This is a genomic window from Mycolicibacterium sp. SMGY-1XX, assembly GCF_059132455.1.
The window spans coordinates 4,917,839-4,943,972 of the sequence record NZ_CP101139.1 but is presented as its reverse complement, the minus strand read 5'-3'; the positions used below and the strand labels follow the sequence as shown (position 1 = coordinate 4,943,972).

Here is a 26,134-nt window from a genome sequence, read left to right as displayed (position 1 = left end):
TATGCGTCTGCGTATTATCTGGCAACGCTTAACATGTGCCGATGCCATCGAAGCCCCGGCGCGACGACCTCGCCGCGATGCTGCATCCGTTGCTCAGAGATCTCGTGGCGGCCGAGCTCCCGATCCTCGCCGCCCACGACCTGAGCATGTGGGGGTACGCGGTGCTCAGCGCACTGGACAGGTCGCCGGTACGCACCCAGGCCGCTTTGGCCGACGCCATCGGCGCCGACAAGACGAGGATCATCGCCACGCTCGACGAGCTGCAACGGCGAGGTCATATCGAACGACGTCCCGACCCCGACGACCGGCGGGTCCGCCTGCTCGAGATCACGCCGGCCGGTCGCGCCGCCAAAGATGCGGTGCAGTCCGACATCCAGCGCGCCGAAGAGGAACGGCTCGCGGCGTTGACCGCCGAGGAACGCCGGGTTTTTCTTCGTGCACTTGCCCGGTTGAGCCGAGCAGAAACCCAGTGACTGCGGTGCCGGGCCGTAGCATCGACGCTGTGCGCGCGCTGACCATGGAGGACCCGGTGCTGGCGGACCGCCCGGACCTGGCCGGCGCCGGTGACCTGCCCGCGCACATGCGCATCGGGTACTGGCTGGAGCGGTTGATCGTCTCCCGCGCGCTGGCGCCGGGCGACAAGCTGCCCTCCGAGATCGAGATCGCCCACGCGCTCGGTGTCAGCCGTATGACGCTGCGCCAGGCGCTCAGCTCGATCGAGGCCAAGGGGCTCATCGATCGCCGGCGCGGGCGATTCGGTGGAAACTTCGTCGCGGCGCCGCGGTTCGAGTTCGACCATGCCGGACTGCCCGGCTTCACCGAACAGATGCGCCGGATCCAGGTGGAAGCGGGTGCGCACGTGCTGCGCGCCACCACCCGGCGCGCGGCCGCCGACGTGCGCCGGCAGCTGGGCCTCAAGCGTGGCGACCAGGTGCACGAGGTGCTCCGCGCCCGCTCGGCCAACGGCGAGCCAATTGTGCTGGAGGAAACCTACTTTCCGGCGACGGTGTTTCCCGGCCTGCTGTCTGCGACACTCACCGGCTCCCTGTATGCGGTGATGCGCGAGTATGGCGCGGCGCCGTGCACCGCCGACGAGCACATCGAGGCCACTCCGGCCGGGGAACAGCACGCGGAGATCCTGCATGTGGATCCCGGCTTCCCGCTGTTGCTGATCACCCGCACCTCCTACACGGAAAGTGGTGTGCCCGTCGAGTTCTCGCGCGACTACCACCGGTCCGACCGGAGCCGGATCCGGATCAAGTCGCGGGTCGACAGTGACACCGAAAGCCGGGTCGACACCTTCCCGGCGTCATCGTGACCCGGCTACTGCATACCCTCGGTCAGCAGCGCGTCCAGCGTCACCGATTCACCTGACACGGTCACCGACCCGCCGCGCCGCCACGCCCACAACGCCAGGTCCGCCGCGGGCGCGCTGACGGAAACGGCGGGCTCGCCCGACTGGGCGCGAACCGCGCGCGGCACCTCCGAGCCGTCCCGGGCTCGCCACGAGCCCACCTCGACGAGCCAGTGCCGGCCGGTGTCGGAGGCGACGAATTCGACCACCTCATCCGGCCGGTAGCTCGCACCGTCGGGCAGCCATCCCCACATGACGTCCACCGCGTGGTCCACCGCACCGGCGGCGACGTCGGCGTCCACCGGCGTGACGGGTAGGGCCGCCGTCAGTTCGGCGTCGATGCGGTGCATGGTCGCCTCATAGGTCTGCATGCGTCGGGTGAACCCCACGCTCTGATCGGGCGGCCACCACGACCAGCACGCTTCGGCGTCCTCGCGCGACGCGAGTTGGGCCAGCAGTGCCGAGGTGGCCTGTTCGCGGAGGGCGAGGATGTCGGGGACGGTTTCCGGGCGTGCCGGTTTGGCCGCCTCGACGTCGGCCACGCCGTCCGTGGACAGCACTCGGCGGGACAGGATCTGCGACCAGAAGAAGTGCACCTCGGTCAGATGCCACAACAGATCAAGGGCTGACCAGTCCGGACAGGTGGGGCACGGTCGGGCCGGGTCGGCCGCTGCGAGAGCCTCGGCGAAGCGGGCGGACTCGGTGTCGATGATCCGGAGGCGGTCCATGCCTCCAGCATGCAGGCCGGCCCGCGCGTTTTCTAGGCCGATGCACGACCCGACAAGGCGCCGGCGACCAGGTCGGGGGACAGTCGTTCCACGATCACCGGGGCGACATCGTGCAGCGCCGGGGTGGGATCGGCGCTGACTGCGACACAGTGCATTCCGGCGGCCAGCGCTGCCTGCACCCCGGGGACAGAGTCCTCGAACACCAGGATGTCGCCGGGGTCGCGCTGCAACAGCCCCGCCGCCGTCAGGTAGCCCTCGGGGTGTGGCTTGCCGTTCTCGACGTCTTCCTCGGCGATCAGGACCGGGATCAGCGCCCCGGCCGGGCTGTGCGCCAGCACCGCCAGCACGTCGTCACGCTGCGCACCCGTCACGATGGCGACCGGAATGCCTTGTGCGTCAAGGAGTTCCACCAGTGCCACGGCGGCACCGGTGATGGGGTTGTTCCCGGCAACCCGCTGCTTGTAGCGGTCGTGTCGCAGTCGCAGGAGATCATCGACGTCCGGTGCGGCCGAGCCGCCGTGCCTGCGCACCGCGAACTCGATGATCTCGCGGTCGGACTTGCCCAGCAGCTCGCTGCGATAGTCGTCGGTTGTCATCGCCCACCCGAGATGGGTACGGAACAGCTCGCCGAAGATGTCGAACAGGATCGGCTCGTCATCGGACAGGGTGCCGTTGAAGTCGAAGATCACTGCCGGTGAGGCGGCGCGAGCCCACTGTTGGATGACATCCACGCGACCGAGCCAACCATCCGCCCGAGCTGCGGTCAATGGTCTAGTCTTTTAACATCAGGTCACGGGTTGTTCTCGGCGAAAGTTGACCACCATGGCCCTTCCCGGGCGCAGTGAAATCGTCGTCGTCGGTGGCGGAGTCGTCGGCGTCAGCGTCGCCTACCACCTGGCCCGGCGCGGCAAGACCGATGTCACCGTCCTGGAACGCCGCGCCCTGACCGAGGGAAGCACCTGGCACGCCGCGGGTCTCGTCGGTCAGCTTCGGAGCAGCTCCAGCCTCACCCAGCTGATGCAGAAGAGCGTGCAGACCTACCAGGGGTTGGAGGCCGTCACCGGATACCCCACCGGTTGGCACGGTGTCGGCGGGCTGCGGGTGGCGTCCAGCCCCCAGCGCTGGGAGGAGCTCCAGCGGGTCTACACCCAGGGCAAGAGCTACGGCTTCGACATCCACCTCGTCGACGCCGCCGAAGCCAAGCGAATTTTCCCGCTGCTCAACACCGCCGGCGTCTACGGCGCCACCTGGACACCCACCGACGGCTACGTCGACCCCAGTCAGCTGACCCACTCGTTCGCCGCCGGTGCGCGGGCGGCGGGGGTACGGATTGTCCAGCAGTGCCGAGTCGACGGGGTGGAACGACACGGGCGCAGGGTCACCGCGCTGCTGACCGATCAGGGGCGCATCGAATGCGACGTGATGGTCAACGCCACCGGCATGTGGGGCGCCGAAACCGCGAAGCTCGCCGGCGTGAACGTCGCGGTCAACGCCGTGGAGCACCAGTACGTCGTCACCGAGAAGGCTGCCGGCCTGCCCGCCGATCTGCCGACGTTCCGCGATCCCGACGCCCGCTTCTACCTCAAGCCCGAAGCGGGCGCACTGGTGATCGGCGGCTGGGAACAAGGCACCAGGGCATGCTGGCGCACGATCCCACGTGACCTAGGCCCCGAGTTGTTCCCGCCGAATCTCGATCGCTTCGAGGGCATCGCCGAAGGTGCGGCCAACCGGCTGCCCGCTTTCGCCGATATGGGCATCCACACCTGGGTCAACGGACCCATCCCGTTCTCGCCGGACGCCGAGCCGCTCATGGGCCTCACCGAGGACATCGACAACCTCTTTCACTGCTGCGGCTTCTCCGCCGGTATCGCCGCGGCCGGCGGTGCCGGCGACGCCATGGCGAACTGGATCGTCGACGGTGATCCGGGCCTGGATCTGTGGCCCTTCGACGTGCGCCGCTTCGGCGTGCCGCACAACGTGCCGGCCGTGCTCGACCTGGCCTCCGTGCAGGCGTACGGGCACTACTACGAGATCGCCTTCCCCAATCGTGCCGGCCACCCGCCGCGCGGGCAACGCCGCAGCGCGGTTCATGACCGTCTGCGCGATCGCGGGGCCGTGTTCGGCGCCAAGTTCGGTTTCGAGCGCGCCCTGTGGTTTGCGCCGGGAACCGTTGACGCGGAGGAGATTCCGACGTTCGGGCGGAGCAACGCCTGGGGCTTCGTGGCCGCCGAACACCACGCAGTGCGCACCGCGGTCGGCATCGTCGACCAGAGTTCGTTCTCCAAGTTCGACATCAGCGGAGCGGGTGCGCTGGCGTTGCTTCAACGAGTCGCCGGCGCGGACATGGACACCGCCGTCGGCAAAGTCACCTACACCCAGTTGCTCAACGTGCGCGGCGGTATCGAGGCCGACGTGACGATCACCCGGCTGGCTCCCGAACGGTTCTACCTGGTCACCGGTAGCGGTTTCGGGCGCCACGACGTCACGTTCCTGCTGCAGCACGCCCCCACGGACGGCTCGGTGGTGATCGCCGATGTCACCTCCGCCTTGGGGGTGCTCAACGTCTGCGGGCCTCTGTCCCGCGAGGTGGTGTCGGCCCTGAGCGCTGACGATTTCTCCGCCGCCGGCTTCGGCTACATGACGGCCCGGCAGACCGATCTCGGCTGGGCTCCGGTGCTGGCCCTGCGTACCACCTATGTCGGCGAGCTCGGCTGGGAGTTCCACATCCCGGCCGAGTACGTGCCCGACCTCTACGACAAGATTCTGGAAGCCGGTGCGGCCCTGGGTATTCGCGATGTCGGCTACCGTGCGGTGGAGACCCTGCGGCTGGAGAAGCAGTATCTGGCGTGGGCCACCGACATGCGGTCGGACAACAATCCGTTCGAGGTGGGGCTCGGCGCACGGGTGCACCTCGACAAGCCCGAGTTGCTGGCCGGCCCGGCGTTGCGGGTGATCGCCGATTGCGGCCCGGCCCGACGGCTGCACTGGTTCCGCACCGGGGCCGACGTGACGATGCACGGCGGCGAGATGCTGGTGCACCCGCAGACCGACACCCGGGTGACCGTGCGCAGCGCCGGATATGGCCACACCGTTGATGCCACGGTGTTTTCGGCCTATCTGCCTGCCGGTGTCACCGGTACGGAGTTCGAGGTGGAAATCATGAATGTGCGCCACCCCGCGGCCAGGCTGTCGGCGCCCCTGTACGACCCGGCGGGGGAGCGTGTCCGGACGTGACGCAGTGGTTACATGAATGTCTAGACCTTTGGCGCGCAGCGGGTCTACTCTGAGGTGGACCATTCGCCGGCTGCGAGGAAGTCCGCATGTCGTTCCTGTCCACCGAGGGTGAGATAAACGCCCTGTTCGACCAGATTCCCGCGTTGACCGGTCCACGCCAGATCGAAGAACTCTCCGGGGGTCTTACCAATCTGAACTTCAAGGTCACCACCGCCAACGGCCGCTTCGTGGCACGTTGCGCCGACACCGAGCGCAACCTGCTCGAGATCGACCGCGACGCCGAGTACTTCAACACCTGCGCCGCCGAAAAGGCCGGGGTGGGGGCACCGGTCATCGACTACCTGCCCGAACTCGGCGTGTTGTTGCTCGGCTTCGTCGACGGCACGACGCTGACCAATGACGACTTCCAGCGGCCGGGTGTGGTGGCCAAGGCCGCGCGCAGCTGTCGCGCCCTGCATGCCGGCCCCCGTTTCAAGGGCGACTTCGACATGTTCGAGCGGCAGCCCGCCTACCTGAAAACGGTGCAGGAGAACGGCTTCAAGTTACCGGCCGACTACCTGCGCTACGCCGACAAGTTCGCCGACATCGGCGCCGCTCTGCGGGCCACGGATCAGACCACGGTCCCCTGTAACAACGACCTGTTGGCCGCCAACTTCATCGAGGACGGCGACACCGTGTGGTTGATCGACTACGAGTACTCCGGCAACAATGACCCCTGCTTCGAGCTCGGCAACATCTGGAGCGAATGCGCGCTGACGCTGGATCAGCTCGATGAACTCGTCACCGTCTATTACGGTCGCCGGCTGCGGCACAAGATCGCCAGGGCCCGGCTGCAGGGGATCGTCGCCAAATACGGCTGGACACTGTGGGGTTGCATCCAGAATGCTTCGTGCCCCATCGATTACGACTTCTGGGGCTGGGCGATGGAACGCTACGAACCCGCCGTCGAGGAGTTCAACGGGCCCGATTTCACCCGCTTGCTCAGCGACGTCACCGAATCCGACTGAAAGGTTGCCATGGCCCGCAACACCCTGCCCGACCGTGCCCACGTCGTCATCATCGGCGGCGGTGTGATCGGCACCAGCGTGGCCTACCACCTCACCAAACTCGGCTACACCGACGTGGTGCTGCTCGAACAGGGGCAGCTGTCGTCGGGCACCACCTGGCACGCCGCCGGCCTGGTCGGTCAGTTGCGCGCCTCCGAAAGCGCGACGCGCATCGTGCAGTACTCCACGCAGCTGTACGCGGAACTGGAGGCCGAAACCGGGCTGTCGGCGGGCTACAAGCAGTGCGGGGGTGTCACGGTCGCACGCACCGAAGACCGGATGATCCAGTTGCGCCGCACCGTCGCCAACGCCGCTGCCTACGGCATGGAATGTGAACTGCTCACCCCGGAGCAGGCGCTGGAGCACTACCCGGTGATCCGGATCGACGACCTGGTGGGCGCCATCTGGCTGCCCGGCGACGGCAAAGCCAACCCCACCGATCTGACGATGGCGCTGGCCAAGGGGGCGCGTAACCGCGGTACACGGGTATTCGAAAAGACCCGTGTCACAGCCGTACTCACCGAATCGGGGCGCGTCACCGGGGTGTGCACCGACGCCGGCGATATCGAGGCCGAGATCGTCGTCAACTGCGCCGGGCAGTGGGCCAAACAGGTGGGCGCGATGGCCGGGGTCAACGTGCCGCTGCATTCAGCCGAGCACTTCTACGTCGTCAGCGAGCAGATCGACGGGGTGCACCCCGACCTGCCGATCCTGCGCGACCCCGACGGCTACACCTACTTCAAAGAAGAGGTGGGCGGATTGGTCATCGGCGGGTTCGAACCCGAGGCCAAACCCTGGGTGTCGCCCGACAAGATCCCGTACCCGTTCGAATTCCAACTGCTGGAAGAGGACTGGGAACACTTCGAGATCCTGATGAACAACGCGCTGCTGCGCATCCCGGCGCTGGAACAGACCGGTATCAAGAAGTTCTACAACGGACCCGAGAGCTTCACCCCGGACAACCAGTTCATCCTCGGTGAGGCGCCCGAGTGTGCCAACTTCTTCGTCGGCGCCGGATTCAACTCCGTGGGCATCGCCACCTCGGGCGGTGCCGGGCGCGCCCTGGCGGAGTGGATCGCGGACGGCGCCCCCAGCGGCGATATGACGGGTGTGGACATCCGGCGCTTCGCCCCGTTCAATGGCAACAACCGGTGGCTGCACGACAGAGTGGCCGAGATTCTCGGCCTGCACTACGAAGTGCCCTGGCCCAACCGGGAAATGACCACCGCGCGACCTTTCCGTCGTTCACCGGTGCATCATCTGCTGCAGGACGCCGGCGCCAACTTCGGCAGCAAGATGGGCTGGGAGCGCGCCAACTTCTTCGCCCCCGCCGGCGAGCAGCCGATCATCGACTACACCTGGGGCAAACCCAACTGGTTGCCGTGGTCGGCCGCCGAACAGACCGCCACCCGGGAAGCCGTCACGGTGTTCGATCAGACGTCGTTCTCGAAGTACCTGATGGTCGGCCCGGACGCCGAGGCGGCGCTGCAGTGGCTGTGCACCGCCGACATCGGCGGCGAGATCGGGCGCGCCGTGTACACGGGCATGCTCAACGCAGGCGGCACCTACGAATCCGATGTGACCGTGACCCGCACCGGCACACAGGAATTCCTGATCGTCTCCAGCGCGGCCACCACCGAGCGCGACAAGGACCACATACGGAAGAACCTGCCCGCAGGGTCGAACGCCACGCTCGTCGACGTCACCTCCGCGTACGCGGTGTTCGGGGTGATGGGCCCCCGCTCACGCGATCTGCTGTCGGTGTTGACCGACGCCGATCTCTCCGATGCGGCGTTCCCGTTCGGGGCAAGTCGACTGATCGCACTCGGATATGCCACGGTGCGGGCCACCCGCATCACCTACGTCGGCGAATTGGGTTGGGAGCTCTACATTCCCGCCGAGTTCGCCGTCGGTGTGTACGAGGATCTGCTGGCCGCCGGTGCGCAGTTCGGCGTCGGTCGCGGGGGCTACTACGCCATCGACTCCCTGCGCCTGGAGAAGGGTTACCGGGCCTTCGGCCGGGAGCTGACTCCCAGTGAGAATCCCGTCGAGGCCGGCCTGCTGTTCGCCTGCAAGCTTGAGACCGACATCGACTTCCTGGGCCGCGCGGCGCTGGAGAAAGCCAAAACCGAGGGGCCTCGCAAGAAACTGGTGAGCTTCGCGGTCGACGAACCGGCGGCGATGTTGTGGGGTGGTGAGCTGATCCTGCGCGACGGTGCCGCGGCCGGCCAGGTGACGTCGGCGGCGTGGGGGGAGACCGTCGGCGGCAGTGTCGGCCTGGCGTATGTCCGCAACGGCGGTGCGGTGATCGACGCGGCCTGGGTGAACTCGGGCAGCTACCACGTCAACGTCGGCGGCACGCTCTACCCGGTCTCGGTGTCACTCAAGCCGCTCTACGACCCGGCCAACGCCCGTACCCGCACCCGTACCCGCTGACCCCCCAACCCGCGAGCGAGCGTGTCTGTGCGGCCTCGCTCGGCGTGTCGCGTACAAAAGCGTGCGCTGGCGGCACGGTCCAGGGCCGGCGCCACCACGTGTCGAGGTGCGTGAGCGCACGCGTTTGTACGGCCACGCCCGCGTGTTGGTGTACAGACACGCGCGCTCGCCGGAAAGGGAAGGGGGTCAGGCGGTGGACGGCGCCAGCAGGTCCATGTCGAACACCCGCGCGTGCAGCACCGTGCGGTTTCGCAATGCGGCGCGCACCGCGCGATGCAGGCCGTCTTCGAGGTAGACGATGCCCTTCCACTTGACCGCGTGGGGGAACAGGTCGCCGTAGAAGGTCGAATCTTCCGACAGCAGCCGATCGAGAGCGAGCACGGTGGTGGTGGTGACCAACTCGTCGAGGCGGATCTGGCGCGGCGGGATCTGCGACCAGTCGCGATAGGACAACCCATGCTCGGGATACGGCTTGCCCTCCCGGACGCCCTTGAAGATCATCGGCGGAACATTCCTAGCGTGTCGGCCCCCCGACGTGACCCCCCGATCATTTCGGCCATTGGAAAAGGCTAGTCGTTACAGCGCGGAATGCCACCGATACGTCGACTTGTGCCGCCACAACACCGCCACGGCAGCATCAGTGCTGTATAACGCCGTAAAATGGGCTGGCTCGGACGATCCAGGAGGTGCAACAGTATGAGCAGTGCCGATGACCGCCGCTTTGCGGTGTTGCAGGCCATCGTCGCCGACTTCGTGTCCACCAAGGAGCCGATCGGTTCCAAGACCCTGGTAGAACGCCACAATCTCGGCGTATCCAGCGCCACTGTGCGCAATGACATGGCGGTGCTCGAGGCTGAGGGATACATCACGCAGCCGCACACCAGCTCCGGCCGGGTGCCCACCGAGAAGGGCTACCGCGAATTCGTCGACCGCATCGACAACGTCAAGCCCATGTCGGCGTCCGAACGTCGGGCCATCCTGACGTTCCTGGAATCAGGAGTTGACCTCGACGACGTGCTGCGCCGCGCGGTGCGGTTGTTGGCGCAGCTCACCCGTCAGGTCGCCGTCGTGCAGTACCCCACGTTGTCCACGTCGACGGTGCGCCATCTCGAAGTGGTGGCGCTGTCCCCGGCGCGGCTTCTGCTGGTGGTCATCACCGATTCGGGCCGCGTGGACCAGCGCATCGTCGAGCTGGGCAACGCCATCGACGACCACCAGCTGTCCCAGCTGCGTGAGATGCTCGGCGGAGCGCTCGACGGCAAGAAGCTGGCCGCCGCCTCGGTGGCGGTCGCCGACCTGGCCAGCCAGCTCGACGGCTCGGGAGGCCTCGGGGACGCCGTCGGCCGGTCGGCCACGGTGCTGCTCGAAACGCTCGTCGAGCACACCGAGGAGCGGCTGCTGATGGGTGGCACCGCCAACCTGACCCGTAACACCGCGGATTTCGGTGGCTCGCTGCGATCGGTGCTCGAGGCGCTCGAGGAGCAGGTGGTGGTACTCAAGCTGCTCGCCGCCCAACAGCAGGCCGGCAAGGTGACGGTCCGCATCGGTCACGAGGCCCAGGTCGCTTCGGGAGCCGAGCAGATGGCGGGCACGTCGGTGGTGTCCACGACATACGGCACAATGGACAAGGTCTATGGCGGTATGGGCGTCCTCGGGCCCACCCGGATGGACTATCCGGGCACCATCTCCAGTGTTGCGGCGGTCGCCTTGTACATCGGTGAGGTCTTGGGCGCCCGCTAGTGGGGGCTCGACGCGCCCGACCGCAAGGCTGGATTCTCGACAAGGCTGGATTTTCGACAAGGAAGTGTGAACAGCGTGGCACGTGATTACTACGGTCTGCTCGGCGTGAGCAAAGGCGCGAGCGATTCGGAGATCAAGCGTGCGTACCGCAAGCTCGCCCGTGAGCTGCATCCGGACGTCAATCCTGATGAAGCCGCTCAAGTCCGGTTCCAGGAGATCTCCGTCGCCTACGAGGTGCTGTCCGATCCGGAAAAGCGCCGCATCGTCGATCTCGGCGGTGATCCGATGGAGAACGCCGCGGCCGGTGCCGGGAACGGTTTCGGCGGTTTCGGCGGGCTGGGCGACGTCTTCGAGGCGTTCTTCGGGGCCGGCACCACCTCGCGCGGCCCGGTGGGCCGGGTGCGGCCGGGCTCGGATTCGCTGCTGCGGATGCGACTCGATCTCACCGAGTGCGCCACCGGCGTGACCAAACAGGTCACCGTCGACACCGCCGTGTTGTGCGACCTGTGCAAGGGCAAGGGCACCAACGGCGACTCCACCCCGGTGTCCTGCGATACCTGCGGTGGCCGCGGCGAAGTGCAGAGTGTGCAGCGCTCGCTTCTCGGCCAGGTCATGACCTCACGGCCGTGTCCCACCTGCCGCGGGGTCGGGGAGGTCATCCCCGATCCGTGCCATCGCTGCGGTGGTGACGGCCGGGTGCGCGCCCGCCGCGAGATCAGCGTCAAGATCCCCGCCGGTGTCGGTGACGGCATGCGGGTGCGGCTGGCCGCGCAAGGCGAGGTGGGCCCGGGTGGCGGACCCGCCGGTGATCTGTACGTGGAGGTTCACGAGGAGCAGCACGACATCTTCGTCCGGGACGGTGATGACCTGCACTTCACCATCGACGTGCCGATGGTCGACGCCGCGTTGGGCACCACCGTGACCGTCGACGCCATCCTCGACGGCCTCACCGAGATCACCATCCCTCCGGGCACCCAACCCGGTTCGATCACCACCCTGCGCGGGCACGGCATGCCGCACCTGCGCTCGGGCGTGCGCGGCGACCTGCACGGTCACATCAACGTCGTGGTGCCGGCCAAGCTGGATCACCGTGACGCCGAGCTACTGCGCGACCTGAAGAAGAACCGCTCCCGCGACGTGGCCGAGGTCAAGTCCACCCATGCCTCCGCGGCGCACAACGGCGGCATCTTCAGCCGGCTGCGTGAGACGTTCTCGGGTCGTTGAGCAAGTCGCTGACTGTTGTCTGACCCGCTGTTCTTCATCGACCGCGTTCCCGAGGTCGGGCAGCTGGCCACCGTCGACGGCGACGAAGGCTTTCATGCCGCCAGCGTGCGCCGGCTCCGGGTCGGAGAACGTGTTGTCCTGGGCGACGGGGCCGGCACGGTGGCCGACTGCGTCGTCGACCACGTGGAGAAGCGGGGCCTGCAGGCCCGCGTGATCGATCGGCGTGACGTGGTGGCGCCCGTCCCTCCCGTCACCGTCGTGCAAGCCATCCCCAAGGCCGAACGTTCCGAACTGGCCGTCGAATTGGCCACCGAGGCCGGCGCCGACCGCTTCCTGGCCTGGCAGGCGTCGCGCTGCGTCGCCCGCTGGGACGGCCCGAAAGCTGACAAGGGTTTGCGGCGCTGGCGCGCGGTGGCGCGGTCGGCGGCCCGGCAGTCCCGGCGGGCGTTCATCCCCGACGTGTCAGGGGTGGCCTCGACCGCCGACGTGCTGGCCTGTGTTTCCACCGGGTTGACCCTCGTTCTGCATGAATCCGCCACCGTTGCGTTGACGGACGTCGGTGTGGGACAGGCAGAGTCGATCACCCTCGTGGTGGGTCCGGAGGGCGGTATCGCCGACGACGAGGTGGCCGCGCTGATCGGTGCCGGCGCGCACGCGGTGCGGCTGGGCCCGACAGTGCTCCGGACCTCGACTGCGGCCGCCGTTGCGCTGGGCGCGCTGGGGGTACTCACCCCGCGGTGGGCCTGAGTTATCCATTGGGCCGTAACAGTTGACAAAGGTAGACTGAAGTGTCCGAACCGACAGCAGTACGTGTGTAGAAAGCAGGCTCGAAACTCCACGTGACGCCCCGCGAGACGAACGCTGGCACCACGGATGACACCGTGAGAAGCAGCATCAATGTTCCGCCTGACCTCGTGGTGGGCCTGCTCGGCTCCGCTGACGAGAATCTGCGCGCACTCGAACGCTCTCTGGCCGCCGACCTCCATGTCCGCGGCAACGCCATCACCCTGTCCGGTGATCCGGCTGACGTCGCCCTGGCTGAACGCGTCGTCACCGAGTTGCTGGCGGTGGTGGCCAGCGGCCAGCCGCTGACGCAGGACTCGATCCGTCACAGCATCTCCATGGTGACCGGGTCTGACGACGCGTCACCGGCTGAGGTGCTGACGCTGGACATCCTGTCGCGGCGCGGCAAGACCATCCGGCCCAAGACGCTCAACCAGAAGCGTTACGTCGACGCCATCGACAACCACACCATCGTCTTCGGCATCGGGCCCGCCGGCACCGGCAAGACCTACCTCGCGATGGCCAAGGCCGTCAACGCGCTCAAGACCAAGCAGGTCAACCGGATCATCTTGACCCGGCCCGCGGTGGAAGCCGGTGAACGCCTTGGCTTTCTACCCGGCACGCTCAGCGAGAAGATCGACCCGTATCTGCGTCCGCTGTACGACGCGCTGCACGACATGATGGATCCGGAGGCCATTCCGAAGCTGATGGCCGCCGGGGTCATCGAGGTGGCGCCGCTGGCATACATGCGTGGCCGCTCGCTCAATGATGCATTCATCATCCTGGACGAGGCGCAGAACACCACCGCCGAACAGATGAAGATGTTCCTGACCCGGCTCGGTTTCGGGTCGAAGATGGTTGTCACCGGCGACACCTCACAGATCGATCTGCCCGGTGGAGCACGCTCCGGTCTGCGCGCCGCGGTGGACATCCTCGACGGCATCGATGACATCAACGTTTCCGAGCTCACCAGCGCCGACGTGGTACGGCACCGGCTGGTGTCCGAGATCGTCGACGCCTACGCCCGCTCCGAGGAGCCGAGCAGTATGAACCGGGCGCAGCGCCGGTCGGGGCGACGGTGACGCGATGAGTCTCCAGCAGCAGGTAGCGAGTGCGCCGGGGACGAGCGCGGGAGCGGATTGCGCATGAGTATCGAGGTTTCCAACGAATCGGGGATGGACGTCTCCGAAGAAGAGTTGATCAGCGTCGCGCGGTTCGCGATCGGCAAGATGAACGTCAGTCCGGGTGCGGAACTGTCGATGGTGCTGCTCGACACCGCCGCCATGGCCGACCTGCACATGCGGTGGATGGACCTGCCCGGCCCCACCGACGTCATGAGCTTCCCCATGGATGAGCTCGAACCCGGTGGCCGCCCCGACGCCGCCGAGCCGGGCCCGTCGATGCTCGGCGACATCGTGCTGTGCCCGCAGTTCGCCGCCGATCAGGCCAAGGCTGCCGGGCATCCGCTCGAACACGAACTGGCGCTGCTCACCGTTCACGGTGTGTTGCATCTGCTCGGATACGACCATGCGGAGCCCGACGAGGAGAAAGAGATGTTCGCCTTGCAGCGTCAGCTGCTCGATGATTGGTATGCCGATCAGGAGCAGCTCTACCGGCGCAGCGTCCAGGCGGAGAGAGACCGCAGACTGCTCGACAAGTCGAGGGCTTACGACGAATCGTGACAGGTATAGCACCGCTGCTCCTGGCTATTGCCCTCATCCTGCTCGGTGGTCTACTCGCGGCGATCGATGCGGCCATCAGCACCGTCTCCCTGGCCCGGGTCGAGGAGCTGGTTCGCGACGAACGTCCCGGCGCGGTCCGGCTGAACAAGGTCATCGCCGAACGCCCCAAGTACATCAACCTGGTGGTGTTGCTCCGGATCGCCTGCGAAGTCACCGCCACCGCACTGCTGGTCGCCTTCCTGGAGGACTTCTGGGGACTGAACTGGGGTCTGCTCGCTGCGGCCGCCATCATGGTGGTGGTCAGCTTCGTCGCGATCGGCGTCGGTCCCCGCACCTTGGGCAGGCAGAACGCCTACTCGATCGCCTTGGGTGCTGCCGTTCCGCTGCAAGCGATTTCGATTCTGCTGGCACCCATCAGCCGGCTGCTGATCCTGCTCGGTAATGCGCTGACACCGGGACGCGGTTTCCGAAATGGACCTTTCGCGTCGGAAATAGAGTTGCGCGAGGTCGTCGACCTGGCGCAGCAGAGCGGCGTGGTGGCCGACGACGAGCGGCGGATGATCCAGTCGGTGTTCGAACTCGGCGACACCCCGGCCCGCGAAGTCATGGTGCCGCGCACCGAGATGGTCTGGATCGAATCGGACAAGACCGCCGGCCAAGCGACCTCGTTGGCGGTGCGCAGCGGGCATTCCCGCATCCCGGTGATCGGCGAGAACGTCGATGACGTGGTGGGTGTCGTCTACCTCAAGGATCTGATCGAGCGCACCTACTATTCGAGCAACGGCGGCCGCGACACCAAGGTGTCCGACGTGATGCGCGCGCCGGTGTTCGTGCCGGACTCCAAACCACTGGACGCCCTGTTGCGGGAGATGCAGCGCGACCGCAAACACATGGCCCTGCTGGTCGACGAGTACGGCGCGATCGCCGGTCTGGTCACCATCGAGGACGTGCTCGAGGAGATCGTCGGTGAGATCGCCGACGAGTACGACACCGACGAAGTCGCGCCCATCGAGGACCTCGGCGAGAAGAATTTCCGGCTGTCCTCGCGGCTGCCCATCGAGGATCTCGGTGAGCTCTACGATGTCGAGTTCGACGACGACCTCGATGTCGACACCGTGGGCGGGTTGCTGGCGCTGGAGCTGGGCCGGGTGCCGCTGCCGGGTGCCGAGGTGGTGTCGCACGGCCTGCGGCTTCGCGCCGAAGGCGGCCATGACCATCGCGGCCGGGTCCGGGTCGGTACGGTGCTCGTCAGCCCCACCGAGCCCGACCCCGAAGAGGAAGAGTCGCACCACGATGACTGAGCTGGACCCCGAGGACGCCAAACTGGTGACGCTGGCGCGCGGCGCCATGGGCCGGGCCGAGGCCGGTTCTGGGGCGGCGGTGCGTGACCTCGACGGGCGCACCTATGCCGGGGCCCCGGTACGGCTGGCGGCTCTGGAGTTGAGCGCGCTGCAGGCGGCGGTGGCCGCGGCGGTGTCCAGCGGTGCCACGGGTTTGGAGGCCGCCGTGCTGGTGGCCGGCGACACGCAGGACCCAGGAGTGGCGGCGGTCCGGGAGTTGTCGGGCGACGCTTCGATCATCGTGACCGACCGCGCGGGAACACCCCAATGAACCGCGAAAGGGTTGGACCTGATGAGTGAGTTCCGTTCCGGCTTCGTCTGTTTCGTCGGCCGGCCCAACACCGGCAAGTCGACGCTGACGAATGCGCTCGTCGGCGCCAAGGTGGCCATCACCTCCAACCGGCCTCAGACCACCCGGCACACCATCCGCGGCATCGTGCACCGGGAGAACTTCCAGATCGTGCTCGTCGACACTCCTGGGTTGCACCGGCCGCGCACGCTGCTGGGACAGCGGCTCAACGACCTGGTGAAGGACACCTACTCCGAGGTCGACGTCATCGGCTTCTGCATCCCGGCCGACGAAGGCATCGGCCCGGGCGACCGCTGGATCTTCGACCAGATCTGCGCTGTCGCACCCAAGACCACACTCATCGTCGTCGTCACCAAGATCGACAAGGTACCCAAGGAGAAGGTCGCCGCTCAGCTCCTGGCCGTGCAGGAAGCGTTCGGCGACAAGGCCGCCGAGATCGTGCCCGTGTCGGCCACCAAGGGTGACCAGGTGGACGTCCTCACCGACGTACTCGTCTCGCATCTCGAGCCGGGGCCGGCGTTCTACCCCGACGGCGAACTCACCGACGAGCCCGAGGAAGTGCTGATGGCCGAGCTCATCCGCGAAGCCGCCCTGGAAGGCGTGCGCGACGAGCTGCCGCACTCACTGGCCGTCGTCATCGATGAGGTCGAACAGCGGGAAGGCCGCGACGACCTGATCGACGTGCATGCCATCCTCTACGTCGAACGCGACAGCCAGAAGGGCATCGTCATCGGCAAGGGCGGTGCCCGGCTCCGGGAAGTCGGCACGGCCGCCCGCACTCAGATCGAAAAGCTCTTGGGCACCAAGGTCTTCCTCGACCTGCGGGTCAAAGTCGCCAAGAACTGGCAACGCGACCCGAAACAGCTTGGCAGACTGGGCTTCTAACGCGTCCAGATGCAGTGCGCACTGCCGCCCGGCGGTTGTGACGCCACCACCACATCGTCGATCCGGATTTCACACCCGGCCGTGCCGTTGCCGACGGCCACCACCTGAAGCATGTCCTCACCCGGGTCGAGAGGCTGGGTTCGGGAGAACGGCAACTGCACGTCGTAGAACCGATCCGGCGACGGGTCGATGTCCACGGTCATCGCCTTCCCGCTGCCGGTGACCAGGAATGTCACGGTGCTGCCCTGCGGCGCGGCAGGTACATTGCGCTGGAAGTTCGACTGCGCCGCGGCGTTGGCGTCCCACATCTGCTGGCGGAAAGCCGTTGGCACACAGATGGCGTCGCCGTCGAAGGCCTCGCGCCAGACGAACCCCTGTGAGCAGGACAGCGGCCCCGACCCGGCCAGCGGATCCTTGTTGGATCCCGGGTTGGCGTTCTGCGTGGCCACCTGATCGCGCACGGCGGGTGTCACGCACACGGTGTCACCGGGGCGCGCCTCGCGCCACACGAGTCCCTGGATGCAGGTGTCCGGGCCGTACGGCAGCGGTTCGGCCGCTGCCGGCGTCACGCTCGATCCGACGATGAGCGCGGCCAAGGTCAACACAGGCGCGGCGTACTTGATGGTCATGGGGCCTCCCCGGAACGCGCGCGTCGAGTCGGCGCACTGTGAGCAGGACGCTAATGACCCTGCGGGGGAGGAGGAATCGGGTGTTTCCCTACCGTTTCCGCGATTCGCCGTTGAGTGTGACCTGGCTACGGAGTCCAGCCCGGCACATTGCCGAACTCGCGGCCGGGGGCCGGTACCGGCGCTCCGCCGTCACCCTTGCCGTAGACGGCGACCACAACCGTGCGGTCGATCAGGTTCTCCGACCAGACGCCGATGTCCACGTTGGCGCAGTCGTGCATGATCGCGTGGTAGTCGGGGCGGTACCACCACTGGTTGAGGATCTCGACCCCGCTGATCGCCAGTGCGGGGTTGATCGCCACTGTTTCGGCCACCTCGCCGTTGTAGCCGGCGTTGCGGGCGCGATCGGCCACCGTGGTGCCGTCGGAGCCGATGTCTCCGTTGAGGGCCCGGTTGTGCAGGACGTCATTGGTGTGCCATTGGGCAGCCAGGCGCAGCTTGGGGTTGATCTTGATGTTGGTGCTGCAGCCGGCCTGGTGCTGGGCGGTGTAGACGTTGGCCACCACGCTGTCGTTGAGGCGCCGATTGTCGGCCTGGGCGGCGGGTGAGCTGATCAGCGAGGCGCCGGCAACCGCGAGGACAGGCAGGACGACGGCAGCACGCATCGCAGTCATGGCAGGTGACCTTACGGGGTCTCAGCCGGCATCGGCAGGGGAATACCCGGCGTCCCTGGTGTGCGGGGTGTTCCACCACACCTCCGGGTGGTGTGTCGACCAGCCGGTCACCGCTTCGAGCTGAGCTGCCAGGGACACCAGCAACGGCTCACTGTCGGCGGGGCCCATCAGTTGTACGCCGATCGGCAAGCCGGTCGAGGTGAACCCCGCGGGAACGCTGATTGCGGGCCAGCCCAGGACATTCCACGGCCAGCATCCCGGGCAGGCGGCGATCATGGCCTTGTCGGTGGCCAGCCCCGACAACTTGTCGAACAGGTGCACCGGCAGCGGCGGCAGCGCGGTGGTGGGCGCCACCACCACGTCGACGGTCTCGAAGATCGCACCCACCCGTTGCTGCGTGCGGGTCTCGTTGGCGCGCGCCTTGCGCAGCACCTGTTCCGACAGCAGCCGTCCCATCCGCAGGTTCGCCGAGGTGCGCCGGTCGAGTTCCACGCCGTCGCCCATCCGGTCGGCCCAGTCCAGCAGGCCTGAGGTGGATCGCGCCAGGAAGTTCCACGACAGCCGCAACCCGTAGTCCGGGCTGCCGTCCAGCACGGTGTGGCCGAGATCGGTCATGTGGTCGGCGACGGACCGCAGGGCGCGGTGGATCTCCGGATGCAGACGGGCGCGGAAGCCGGTGAACGGAAACCGCGTCGAGATCGCGATGCGCAGTTGGCCCGGGCCGCGGGCAACCGCCTCGGACAACGAGACCGGCGCGGGTTTGTGCAGATCGCCGGGCACATTGCCCGACACCGCGTCCAGCACCAGCGCGGCGTCGGCGATGGTGTGGGCCAGCACGCCGTTGACGGTGATCCCGTTGAAGGCTTCGGCCAGCGGCCAGGTGGAGATGCGGCCGCGCTGCGGTTTGATGCCGACGAGGTTGGTCCAGGCCGCCGGGATGCGGACGCTGCCCGCGCCGTCGGAGCCGATGGCCGCTGCCACCAGACCGGCCGCCACCGCCGCGGCGCTGCCCCCCGAGGAGCCGCCGGGGGTGTGCTTGCGGTCCCACGGGTTGCGGGTGTGCCCGAACCCGGGTCCGCTGGTGAACGGCCACTGGCCGAACTCGCAGGTGTTGGTCTTGCCCACGATCACCGCACCGGCTGCGCGCAGCCGTCGCACCACTTCCGCGTCGGCGGTGGCCGGCAGCACCCGCCCGGAGGTGCCGAAGAAGGTCGGTACCCCGGCGACGTCGACGTCGTCCTTGACGGCGATCGGGATGCCCAGCAGGGGTGCGGTGTCACCGGCGCGGCGCCGTTCGTCGGCGGCGGCGGCCTCGGCGAGCGCCGAAGTGGTCAATACCGTCCGGAACGCGTTGAGGGTCGACTGGCTGGCGGTGATCGCGTGCAGCGAACGCCGCACCAGGTCATCAGCGTTCACCGAGCCGCTGGCCAGCTGGTACAGCTGGTCACCGACGGTGGGGAATCGGTCCGACGAACGCATCACGAGGAGACTATCGGCGCGCGTCCCCTTTGATGTCTCATGGCAATGAGAAACTGATTCGATGCGGTTGTATCGGGATCGAGCGGTGGTGCTGCGCCAGCACAAGCTCGGCGAAGCCGACCGCATCGTCACCTTGCTGACCCGCGATCACGGGCTGATCCGTGCCGTCGCCAAGGGGGTGCGTCGCACCCGCAGCAAGTTCGGTGCCCGGCTGGAACCGTTCACCCACGTCGACGTGCAGTTGCACCCGGGCCGCAACCTCGACATCGTCACCCAGGTGGTGGCCCTGGATGCGTTCGCCTCCGACATCGTGGGCGACTACGGCCGCTACACCACCGCTTGCGCCATCCTCGAGACCGCCGAACGCCTCGCCGGTGAAGAGCGCGCCCCGATGCCTCCGCTGCAGAAGCTGACCGTCGGTGCGCTGCGGGCGCTGGCCGACGGCACCCGGTCGCGGGAGCTGGTGCTCGACGCCTATCTGCTGAGGGCCATGGGCATTGCCGGGTGGGCACCCGCGCTCACCGAATGCGCCCGCTGCGCCACACCCGGGCCGCACCGGGCGTTCCATGTGGCCGCCGGGGGAAGTGTGTGTCTGCACTGCCGCCCGGCCGGGGCCAGCACACCGCCGCAGGGTGTCATCGATCTGATGTCGGCGCTGCACGACGGCGATTGGGAACACGCCGAAGCGTCACCGTCGTCGTACCGCAGTCAGGCCAGCGGCTTGGTGGCTGCGCATCTGCAGTGGCACCTGGAGCGTCAGCTACGGACTCTGCCCCTGGTGGAGCGGGCCTACCGGCCTGATCGCACAGTCGCTGATAGCCGGGTCATGCTGGTCGGGCAGGATATCCCTCATGGCTTTGAAACGGGAAGGGAAGATCAGCTACCCCCAGCTGCCTCCAGCGCCTGACGACTATCCGGTGTTCCCGGACACTTCGACGTGGCCGGTCGTCTTCCCGCAACTGCCGCCCAAGACCAACGGCCGGTTCTCCCGGCCGCCTCAGCACACCTCGAAAGCCTCGGCTCCCCAGATCCCCGCGGGCCAGGTGCCCAACCACGTCGCCGTCGTGATGGACGGCAACGGGCGTTGGGCCACCCAGCGCGGGCTGGGCCGCACCGAGGGGCACAAGATGGGCGAGGCGGTGCTGATCGACATCACCTGCGGGGCCATCGAGATCGGGATCAAACACCTGACGGTGTATGCGTTTTCCACCGAGAACTGGAAGCGCAGCACCGAGGAGGTGCGCTTCCTGATGGGGTTCAACCGCGAGGTGGTGCGCCGTCGCCGGGAGAACCTCGACGCCATGGGGGTGAACATGCGCTGGGTCGGCTCGCGGCCGCGGATGTGGAGCAGCGTCATCAAGGAGTTCGACATCGCCGAGCAGATGACGGTCGGCAACGACGTCATCACCGTGAACTACTGCGTGAACTACGGCGGTCGCACCGAGATCGTGGAAGCCACCCGCCAGCTCGCGCAGGAGGCCGTTGACGGCCGGATCAACCCGTCACGCATCAGCGAGGCGGCGTTCGCCAAGCACCTGCACCGCGCCGACATCCCCGATGTCGACCTGTTCATCCGGACGTCGGGGGAGCAGCGCGCGTCGAACTTCCTGCTCTGGCAGGCCGCGTACGCCGAGTTCGTGTTCCAGGACAAGTTGTGGCCGGATTACGACCGTCGCGATCTGTGGGCGGCCTGCGAGGAGTTCGTGTCGCGCAACCGGCGCTTCGGCAGGGCCTGATGCCCGACCTCGTGCAGCGTTTGTCGAGCGCCCTGGCCGAGGTGCTGACCGTCGTCGAGGAATCCGACGGCGCATTGACCGTCAGCCAACCGGGGCTGGTGGCCTCGCTGCGGGTGGTGACGATCGCCGAAGGCCTGGAGATGGTGTCGCTGACACAACCGCTGGCCTGGGATCTGCCGCTGAACGCCAAGGTTCGCGAGAAGGTGGCCCAGCAGGCCAGCAAGACGCTGTTGGGCACGGTGGCGCTGGTCGAAAAGGTTGAACAAGGGCCGGACGTCGCGGCCAATGGTTCGACGGCGAAGTCGTCGACCCGGAGGTCGACGGCCAAAAAATCCGCAGATGTGTTGCTGCGCTACAACTTTCCGGGTGCCGGTCTGTCCGATGAGGCGTTGCGGACCTTGATCCTGATGGTGCTGGCCGCCGGGGCCGACGTGCGTGAGGCGCTCAGCTAGACCCGCATGCGGTGCAGGTGCCGAAGATCTCGACGGTGTGGCTGACGTCGGTGAAGCCGTGGTCGGCGGCCACCGCCGCGGCCCACGATTCGACCTCGGGTCCCTCGACCTCGACGGTGGCCCCGCAGTCGCGGCACACCAGGTGGTGATGGTGGTGGGTCGAGCAGCGGCGGTACACGGCCTCGCCGTTGTCGGTGCGCAGCGTGTCCACCTGATTGGCCGTCGACATGGCTTGCAGCGTGCGATACACCGTGGTCAACCCGATGTTCTCGCCGCGGCGGCGCAGTTCGTCGTGGAGTTCCTGCGCGGATTTGAACTCCTCGAGGCTGTCCAGCAGTTCGGTGATGGCCGCGCGTTGTTTGGTGGCCCGGGTGCGGACTTCGGTGTTGGTCATTGGTGAGCCTCTCCGGCGTGGGCCACCGCGTCCAGCACGATATGGGCGAGGTGGTGGTCGACGAGGCGGTACATCACCTCACGGCCGGCGCGTTCTCCGGCGACGACGCCGGCGGCCTTCAGGATCCGCAGGTGCTGGCTGACCAGAGGTTGGGGCACGCCGAGGGCGTCGACGAGTTCGTGCACGCAACGCGCGGACTCATTGAGCTGCAACACGATTGCGATCCGGACCGGCGCGGCCAGGGCCCTCAGAATCTCGCCGGCGCCGTCGAGGATCTCGCGCGGCGGCAAGGTCGGATGAGTGGCGGTGCCGTGTTGGTGTTCGAACTCGCCAAGGGTTTGGTCGTACATCCCGGTGGACACTTCCGCGGCACCTCCCATAATGGAAATCGTTTCCACTACCACTCTTACATGCGTGATCGTGCATGTCAAAGGTTGGCCGTGTTCAGCGGGTCGCAGACACGGTGAGCGCCTGAACTACTCTGGTCGGGTTGCGTCCCACCAACACAGGAGTACTCGAGCATCGTGGCGTCCGTCATCGACACCATCGCCAACCTGGCCAAGCGTCGCGGTCTGGTCTACCAGTCCGGCGAGATCTACGGCGGCACGAAGTCGGCCTGGGATTACGGTCCGCTGGGCGTCGAGCTCAAGGAGAACATCAAGAAGCAGTGGTGGCGCTCCGTGGTCACCAGCCGCGACGACGTCGTGGGCCTGGACAGCGCGATCATCCTGCCGCGCCAGGTCTGGGTGGCCTCCGGTCACGTCGACGTCTTCAACGATCCGCTGGTGGAGTGCCAGAATTGCCACAAGCGGCACCGGCAGGACCACCTTCAGGAGGCCTACGCCCTCAAAAAGGGTGGGGAGCCCGACGACGTCCCCATGAGCGAGATCGTCTGCCCCGACTGCGGCACCAAGGGCCGGTGGACCGAGCCGCGCGATTTCAACATGATGCTCAAGACCTACCTCGGGCCCATCGAGTCCGAGGAAGGCCTGCACTATCTGCGCCCGGAGACCGCCCAGGGCATCTTCGTCAACTTCGCCAACGTGGTCACCACGTCGCGCAAGAAGCCGCCGTTCGGTATCGGCCAGATCGGCAAGAGCTTCCGCAACGAGATCACCCCGGGCAACTTCATCTTCCGCACCCGCGAGTTCGAGCAGATGGAGATGGAGTTCTTCGTCGAGCCGTCCACCGCGGCCGAATGGCACAAGTACTGGATCGACACCCGCCTGCAGTGGTACGTCGACCTGGGCATCAACCGCGACAATCTGCGCCTGTACGACCATCCCAAGGAAAAGCTCTCGCACTACTCCGACGGCACCGTCGACATCGAATACAAGTTCGGTTTCGCCGGCAACCCGTGGGGTGAACTCGAAGGCATCGCCAACCGCACCAACTTCGACTTGTCCACGCACTCAAAGCATTCCGGCGTCGACCTGTCGTTCTACGACCAGGCCAACGACACCCGCTACGTGCCCTATGTCATCGAACCCGCGGCAGGTCTCACCCGGTCGCTGATGGCGTTCCTGGTGGACTCCTACCACGAGGACGAGGCGCCCAATGCCAAGGGCGGCGTCGACAAACGCACCGTGCTGAAGCTCGACCCGCGGCTGGCTCCGGTCAAGGCCGCGGTGCTGCCACTGTCGCGGCATGCCGACCTGTCACCCAAGGCCCGCGATCTGGCGGCCGAGCTGCGCAAGTCCTGGAACATCGAGTTCGACGACGCCGGGGCGATCGGTCGCCGCTACCGCCGCCAGGACGAGATCGGCACCCCGTTCTGCGTGACGCTGGACTTCGATTCGCTCGAGGACCAGGCCGTCACCATCCGGGAACGTGATGCCATGACCCAGGAGCGGGTGGCGATCGACAAGGTGAGCGACTACCTGGCGGTGCGACTCAAAGGCTGCTGACCTTCTGCCCAGTCACCCGCTCGGCTAAGAAATCAGAACCGCCCGCCGCCACCGGAGTAGCTGCGACTCGACGATCGTGACGAGCCGCCGAACGACGACGGCCGGCCGATGCTGCGGCCGCCGCTGAACCCGCCACCCCAGCTGCCCCCGCGTCGGGAACCGCCGGAGAACCCGCCGTTGAGCACGCTGCCGATGAGGATTCCGCCGATCACCGCACCCAGATCGCCGCTGTTGTTGCCGTACTGACCGCTGTAGTGCACCTGGGCGCTCTGCACGTCGTTGTTGGCCAGCGATTGCGCTTGTGCGGCAAGGGCTGCCGCGCCGTTGGCGTGTGCGATGGCCTCCGCGGGCGCGTTCTTCTGCTTGGCCTCGGCGGCCTCGAGTTGTCGACTGGCTTCCGAGAGCCGGGTGCGGGCCTCCGGGCCGATGCTGCCACGGCGGGTGTCGATGAAATCCGAGACCGCTTTGACCCGCGACCGCGCGGTGAACAGCGACTGCTCCAGGATCCGGGCCTGCTTCTCGGCTTCCTGACGCTGTTCGGCCACGGCGGCCAGCAGAGCATCGAGGTCGGCATCTGCCTTGGTCAAGGCGGTGAAAGTGCCCAACGGATCGCTCGAGCCCGAGGTGTTGGCCTCGGCCACCGCGGCGACGGCGGCGTCGCGCGCCGCGGCCAACTCGTCGGCGCGCGGCGTGCCGTCCTGGCGCAATTGCGCCGCGGCCTGGTCGATACCCGACTGGATGTCGGCGATCGCGGCGGGCAATCCGTTGATCGCCCGATTGATGTCGGTGCCCGCACTGTCGATGGCATCGAGCAGCGTTTGCGCCTGCCCGAGTGCCGACTCGGCGGCATGGATGTCGTCGATCAACCCGATCTGATCGCCCGCCGGTCGCGCGACCAAGGCGCGAGCGCTGGTGATGTGCTGATCGGCGAAGCCCAACCGCTGCCGGGCTCCCTCGATGTTGCCCGCCACCGCGGCCAACGCCGTCGTCGAAAACTGCCCGTTCAACCGCGTCAGCGTCACGCTTGCCGGTTCCAGCCGCGCGGTCAGCGCCACCATCTGCTGAGTCAGGGCGTCGAGGCGCGACGGTGCGTTGATCAGGAGGTTGCGCAGTTGTTCGAAGGCGTCGCTCTGGGTCTCCAGCTGACGGTCGGCCCGGGCCGCGGCCACCACCACCCGGGTCAGCAGATCGCGGCGCTGCAGTGGTGATTCGGGGATCGCGTCATCGAGGGTCTGGCGGACGTTGAAGGCCTGCGCCAAGGTGGTTTTCGCGTTCTCGAGGGCTTTGCGGAACGGTTCGGTCTCAGCCGTGCCGAATTCCTCGACGGCCAAGGCAAGCTCGCCTTCGCTGGTCCGCACGGCGTTGTCCACGTCGACCACGATCGCCTTGGACAGCTCGTCGAGCGCTTCGATGGGCACCGACGCCAGGGCGTTGGGGTCGGTGGCATCCACCCGCTGGGCCGCCTCGAACTCGGCCGCTCGGCGCTTGGACCTGCGGCGTCGTCCCCACACCCAGAGGGCCAGCGCCAGCAGCACGATCACACCGAACACCGTCACGAAACCCACCCAGGACACCCCGGAGTTCGACGCGGGCGGGTCGGCGTTGAGCCCGTCGGCCGCGCCGATCGCGGCTTGCGCCCAGTCGTCGTCACGCAGCGCGGGTTCGATGACGTTGCGGCGCACGTCGTCGGAGCGCCCGGCCACGCCGGCCGGCGCGGTCGACGGCACCTGGAACGCGAATTCCCGGTCTTCGATCGCCACCGCCAGCAGTGCGTCGTCGTCACCGAAGCCGCTGAGCCGCATGGTGTTCTGTGCCCAGTCGACGCCGTTCTGACCGTCGAACGACTCGACGAACACGACGAACAGCTGCACTCTTTTCTCGTCGTAGAGCCGGTCGAGTGCCGACTGCACCTCATCGCGGTCCGAACCCGACAGCGCCCCGGCGTTGTCGGTCACCTGGGTGGGCAGCCGGAACGGCGGTTCGGCGGCAACCACGGGGGCGGCGAGCAGTCCGGCGGTCAAGGCCACCAGGAGCAGGCTGAGCAGGCGGGGGATGCGCATGCCCGTCAATCTAGTGCCGCTGTGAGTGGCTGTCCGTGGCCTCG

General features: G+C 67.3%; 26 protein-coding genes. 17 read left to right on the top strand and 9 right to left on the bottom strand.

The genetic code is table 11. The annotated features are described in order from the left end of the window. Positions 1 to 41: 41 nt before the first annotated feature. Complete coding sequence (locus tag NL241_RS23780) at positions 42 to 473, top strand: MarR family winged helix-turn-helix transcriptional regulator (protein ID WP_494395225.1); 432 nt, start codon at positions 42 to 44, stop codon at positions 471 to 473. A 29-nt stretch (positions 474 to 502) separates the two neighbouring features. Then, positions 503 to 1,318, top strand: a complete 816-nt coding sequence (locus NL241_RS23775; RefSeq protein ID WP_487687094.1) for a GntR family transcriptional regulator — start codon at positions 503 to 505, stop codon at positions 1,316 to 1,318. A gap of 5 nt (positions 1,319 to 1,323) precedes the next feature. On the opposite strand, the gene NL241_RS23770 is transcribed toward NL241_RS23775, so the two are convergent. After that, positions 1,324 to 2,082 carry a maleylpyruvate isomerase family mycothiol-dependent enzyme gene (locus tag NL241_RS23770; protein ID WP_494395224.1) on the bottom strand — a complete coding sequence of 253 codons (759 nt, stop codon included), beginning with the start codon at positions 2,080 to 2,082 and terminating at the stop codon, positions 1,324 to 1,326. 32 nt (positions 2,083 to 2,114) lie between these two features. Next, a complete protein-coding gene (locus NL241_RS23765) occupies positions 2,115 to 2,813 on the bottom strand; it encodes an HAD family hydrolase (RefSeq protein ID WP_487687098.1) in 699 nt (232 codons plus the stop codon). A 91-nt stretch (positions 2,814 to 2,904) separates the two neighbouring features. On the opposite strand from NL241_RS23765, the gene NL241_RS23760 reads away from it, so the two are divergent. The 3 genes from NL241_RS23760 to NL241_RS23750 all read left to right on the top strand — a co-directional run bounded on the left by NL241_RS23760 (position 2,905) and on the right by NL241_RS23750 (position 8,798). Beyond that, entirely contained in the window at positions 2,905 to 5,316 is a 2,412-nt protein-coding gene (locus NL241_RS23760; protein WP_494395223.1) for a GcvT family protein, read from the top strand. A gap of 86 nt (positions 5,317 to 5,402) precedes the next feature. Then, entirely contained in the window at positions 5,403 to 6,323 is a 921-nt protein-coding gene (locus tag NL241_RS23755) for a phosphotransferase (protein ID WP_487687104.1), read from the top strand. A 9-nt stretch (positions 6,324 to 6,332) separates the two neighbouring features. Then, positions 6,333 to 8,798, top strand: coding sequence for a GcvT family protein (locus NL241_RS23750; RefSeq protein WP_494395222.1), 2,466 nt, complete (start codon positions 6,333 to 6,335; stop codon positions 8,796 to 8,798). 186 nt (positions 8,799 to 8,984) lie between these two features. Here NL241_RS23750 and NL241_RS23745 read toward each other — a convergent pair whose 3' ends face one another. Continuing rightward, positions 8,985 to 9,299 (bottom strand): type II toxin-antitoxin system VapB family antitoxin, encoded by a 315-nt coding sequence (locus NL241_RS23745; RefSeq protein ID WP_487687109.1) that lies wholly within the window; start codon positions 9,297 to 9,299, stop codon positions 8,985 to 8,987. Between the two features lie 195 nt (positions 9,300 to 9,494). On the opposite strand from NL241_RS23745, the gene hrcA reads away from it, so the two are divergent. The 8 genes from hrcA to era all read left to right on the top strand — a co-directional run bounded on the left by hrcA (position 9,495) and on the right by era (position 16,762). Further along, positions 9,495 to 10,538: a heat-inducible transcriptional repressor HrcA gene (gene hrcA, locus NL241_RS23740; RefSeq protein WP_487687112.1), complete on the top strand. Its 1,044-nt coding sequence runs from the start codon at positions 9,495 to 9,497 to the stop codon at positions 10,536 to 10,538. A 75-nt stretch (positions 10,539 to 10,613) separates the two neighbouring features. Continuing rightward, positions 10,614 to 11,762 carry a molecular chaperone DnaJ gene (dnaJ, locus tag NL241_RS23735; protein WP_487687114.1) on the top strand — a complete coding sequence of 383 codons (1,149 nt, stop codon included), beginning with the start codon at positions 10,614 to 10,616 and terminating at the stop codon, positions 11,760 to 11,762. Positions 11,763 to 11,777: 15 nt separating this feature from the next. Continuing rightward, positions 11,778 to 12,509, top strand: a complete 732-nt coding sequence (locus NL241_RS23730) for a 16S rRNA (uracil(1498)-N(3))-methyltransferase (RefSeq protein ID WP_487687118.1) — start codon at positions 11,778 to 11,780, stop codon at positions 12,507 to 12,509. A 92-nt stretch (positions 12,510 to 12,601) separates the two neighbouring features. After that, complete coding sequence (locus tag NL241_RS23725) at positions 12,602 to 13,627, top strand: PhoH family protein (protein ID WP_487687121.1); 1,026 nt, start codon at positions 12,602 to 12,604, stop codon at positions 13,625 to 13,627. A 63-nt stretch (positions 13,628 to 13,690) separates the two neighbouring features. Then, the gene (gene ybeY, locus NL241_RS23720) at positions 13,691 to 14,227 is read left to right on the top strand and encodes an rRNA maturation RNase YbeY (RefSeq protein ID WP_487687123.1); all 537 of its coding nucleotides are present in this window, start codon (positions 13,691 to 13,693) and stop codon (positions 14,225 to 14,227) included. After that, positions 14,224 to 15,528 (top strand): hemolysin family protein, encoded by a 1,305-nt coding sequence (locus tag NL241_RS23715; protein ID WP_487687126.1) that lies wholly within the window; start codon positions 14,224 to 14,226, stop codon positions 15,526 to 15,528. Before ybeY ends, NL241_RS23715 begins: the two co-directional genes overlap by 4 nt. Continuing rightward, positions 15,521 to 15,838: a cytidine deaminase-like protein gene (locus tag NL241_RS23710; protein WP_487687129.1), complete on the top strand. Its 318-nt coding sequence runs from the start codon at positions 15,521 to 15,523 to the stop codon at positions 15,836 to 15,838. The genes NL241_RS23715 and NL241_RS23710 overlap by 8 nt, the downstream gene beginning before the upstream one ends. Positions 15,839 to 15,859: 21 nt before the next feature. Continuing rightward, positions 15,860 to 16,762, top strand: a complete 903-nt coding sequence (era, locus tag NL241_RS23705) for a GTPase Era (RefSeq protein WP_487687131.1) — start codon at positions 15,860 to 15,862, stop codon at positions 16,760 to 16,762. Here the strand turns inward: era and NL241_RS23700 are convergent. The 3 genes from NL241_RS23700 to NL241_RS23690 form a co-directional block, all read right to left on the bottom strand. Continuing rightward, a complete protein-coding gene (locus NL241_RS23700; RefSeq protein ID WP_494395221.1) occupies positions 16,759 to 17,391 on the bottom strand; it encodes an MmpS family transport accessory protein in 633 nt (210 codons plus the stop codon). The genes era and NL241_RS23700 overlap by 4 nt on opposite strands. A gap of 125 nt (positions 17,392 to 17,516) precedes the next feature. Next, entirely contained in the window at positions 17,517 to 18,062 is a 546-nt protein-coding gene (locus tag NL241_RS23695; protein ID WP_487687136.1) for a CAP domain-containing protein, read from the bottom strand. A gap of 21 nt (positions 18,063 to 18,083) precedes the next feature. Further along, positions 18,084 to 19,541 (bottom strand): amidase, encoded by a 1,458-nt coding sequence (locus tag NL241_RS23690; RefSeq protein ID WP_487687139.1) that lies wholly within the window; start codon positions 19,539 to 19,541, stop codon positions 18,084 to 18,086. 61 nt (positions 19,542 to 19,602) lie between these two features. Between NL241_RS23690 and recO the strand changes: the two genes are divergently transcribed. From recO to NL241_RS23675, 3 genes are read left to right on the top strand one after another with little or no spacing between them, the layout of a single operon-like run. Beyond that, positions 19,603 to 20,448, top strand: coding sequence for a DNA repair protein RecO (recO, locus tag NL241_RS23685; RefSeq protein WP_487687141.1), 846 nt, complete (start codon positions 19,603 to 19,605; stop codon positions 20,446 to 20,448). Then, on the top strand, positions 20,393 to 21,277 hold the full coding sequence (locus NL241_RS23680; RefSeq protein WP_487687143.1) for a decaprenyl diphosphate synthase: 885 nt from the start codon (positions 20,393 to 20,395) through the stop codon (positions 21,275 to 21,277). The genes recO and NL241_RS23680 overlap by 56 nt, the downstream gene beginning before the upstream one ends. Then, positions 21,277 to 21,729 (top strand): hypothetical protein, encoded by a 453-nt coding sequence (locus NL241_RS23675; protein ID WP_487687146.1) that lies wholly within the window; start codon positions 21,277 to 21,279, stop codon positions 21,727 to 21,729. The genes NL241_RS23680 and NL241_RS23675 overlap by 1 nt, the downstream gene beginning before the upstream one ends. Here the strand turns inward: NL241_RS23675 and NL241_RS23670 are convergent. Both NL241_RS23670 and NL241_RS23665 read right to left on the bottom strand, forming a co-directional pair. Continuing rightward, positions 21,722 to 22,123: a Fur family transcriptional regulator gene (locus tag NL241_RS23670; protein WP_487687148.1), complete on the bottom strand. Its 402-nt coding sequence runs from the start codon at positions 22,121 to 22,123 to the stop codon at positions 21,722 to 21,724. The genes NL241_RS23675 and NL241_RS23670 overlap by 8 nt on opposite strands. Next, positions 22,120 to 22,473, bottom strand: a complete 354-nt coding sequence (locus NL241_RS23665; protein WP_487688094.1) for an ArsR/SmtB family transcription factor — start codon at positions 22,471 to 22,473, stop codon at positions 22,120 to 22,122. Before NL241_RS23665 ends, NL241_RS23670 begins: the two co-directional genes overlap by 4 nt. Positions 22,474 to 22,647: 174 nt before the next feature. Between NL241_RS23665 and NL241_RS23660 the strand changes: the two genes are divergently transcribed. Beyond that, positions 22,648 to 24,030, top strand: coding sequence for a glycine--tRNA ligase (locus NL241_RS23660; RefSeq protein WP_487687150.1), 1,383 nt, complete (start codon positions 22,648 to 22,650; stop codon positions 24,028 to 24,030). A 32-nt stretch (positions 24,031 to 24,062) separates the two neighbouring features. Here NL241_RS23660 and NL241_RS23655 read toward each other — a convergent pair whose 3' ends face one another. Beyond that, positions 24,063 to 26,090: a TPM domain-containing protein gene (locus NL241_RS23655; protein WP_494395220.1), complete on the bottom strand. Its 2,028-nt coding sequence runs from the start codon at positions 26,088 to 26,090 to the stop codon at positions 24,063 to 24,065. Positions 26,091 to 26,134: the final 44 nt, after the last annotated feature.

Coding starts and splice junctions, on each gene's coding strand:
- hrcA (WP_487687112.1), top strand. CDS start 9,495: ATGAGCAGTGCCGATGACCGCCGCTTTGCGGTGTTGCAGGCCATCGTC.
- NL241_RS23710 (WP_487687129.1), top strand. CDS start 15,521: ATGACTGAGCTGGACCCCGAGGACGCCAAACTGGTGACGCTGGCGCGC.
- NL241_RS23700 (WP_494395221.1), bottom strand. CDS start 17,391: ATGACCATCAAGTACGCCGCGCCTGTGTTGACCTTGGCCGCGCTCATC.
- NL241_RS23670 (WP_487687148.1), bottom strand. CDS start 22,123: ATGACCAACACCGAAGTCCGCACCCGGGCCACCAAACAACGCGCGGCC.
- NL241_RS23680 (WP_487687143.1), top strand. CDS start 20,393: ATGGCTTTGAAACGGGAAGGGAAGATCAGCTACCCCCAGCTGCCTCCA.
- NL241_RS23655 (WP_494395220.1), bottom strand. CDS start 26,090: ATGCGCATCCCCCGCCTGCTCAGCCTGCTCCTGGTGGCCTTGACCGCC.
- era (WP_487687131.1), top strand. CDS start 15,860: ATGAGTGAGTTCCGTTCCGGCTTCGTCTGTTTCGTCGGCCGGCCCAAC.
- NL241_RS23675 (WP_487687146.1), top strand. CDS start 21,277: ATGCCCGACCTCGTGCAGCGTTTGTCGAGCGCCCTGGCCGAGGTGCTG.
- NL241_RS23780 (WP_494395225.1), top strand. CDS start 42: ATGCCATCGAAGCCCCGGCGCGACGACCTCGCCGCGATGCTGCATCCG.
- NL241_RS23750 (WP_494395222.1), top strand. CDS start 6,333: ATGGCCCGCAACACCCTGCCCGACCGTGCCCACGTCGTCATCATCGGC.
- NL241_RS23745 (WP_487687109.1), bottom strand. CDS start 9,299: ATGATCTTCAAGGGCGTCCGGGAGGGCAAGCCGTATCCCGAGCATGGG.
- ybeY (WP_487687123.1), top strand. CDS start 13,691: ATGAGTATCGAGGTTTCCAACGAATCGGGGATGGACGTCTCCGAAGAA.
- recO (WP_487687141.1), top strand. CDS start 19,603: ATGCGGTTGTATCGGGATCGAGCGGTGGTGCTGCGCCAGCACAAGCTC.
- NL241_RS23695 (WP_487687136.1), bottom strand. CDS start 18,062: ATGACTGCGATGCGTGCTGCCGTCGTCCTGCCTGTCCTCGCGGTTGCC.
- NL241_RS23755 (WP_487687104.1), top strand. CDS start 5,403: ATGTCGTTCCTGTCCACCGAGGGTGAGATAAACGCCCTGTTCGACCAG.
- NL241_RS23665 (WP_487688094.1), bottom strand. CDS start 22,473: ATGTACGACCAAACCCTTGGCGAGTTCGAACACCAACACGGCACCGCC.
- NL241_RS23690 (WP_487687139.1), bottom strand. CDS start 19,541: ATGCGTTCGTCGGACCGATTCCCCACCGTCGGTGACCAGCTGTACCAG.
- NL241_RS23760 (WP_494395223.1), top strand. CDS start 2,905: ATGGCCCTTCCCGGGCGCAGTGAAATCGTCGTCGTCGGTGGCGGAGTC.
- NL241_RS23770 (WP_494395224.1), bottom strand. CDS start 2,082: ATGGACCGCCTCCGGATCATCGACACCGAGTCCGCCCGCTTCGCCGAG.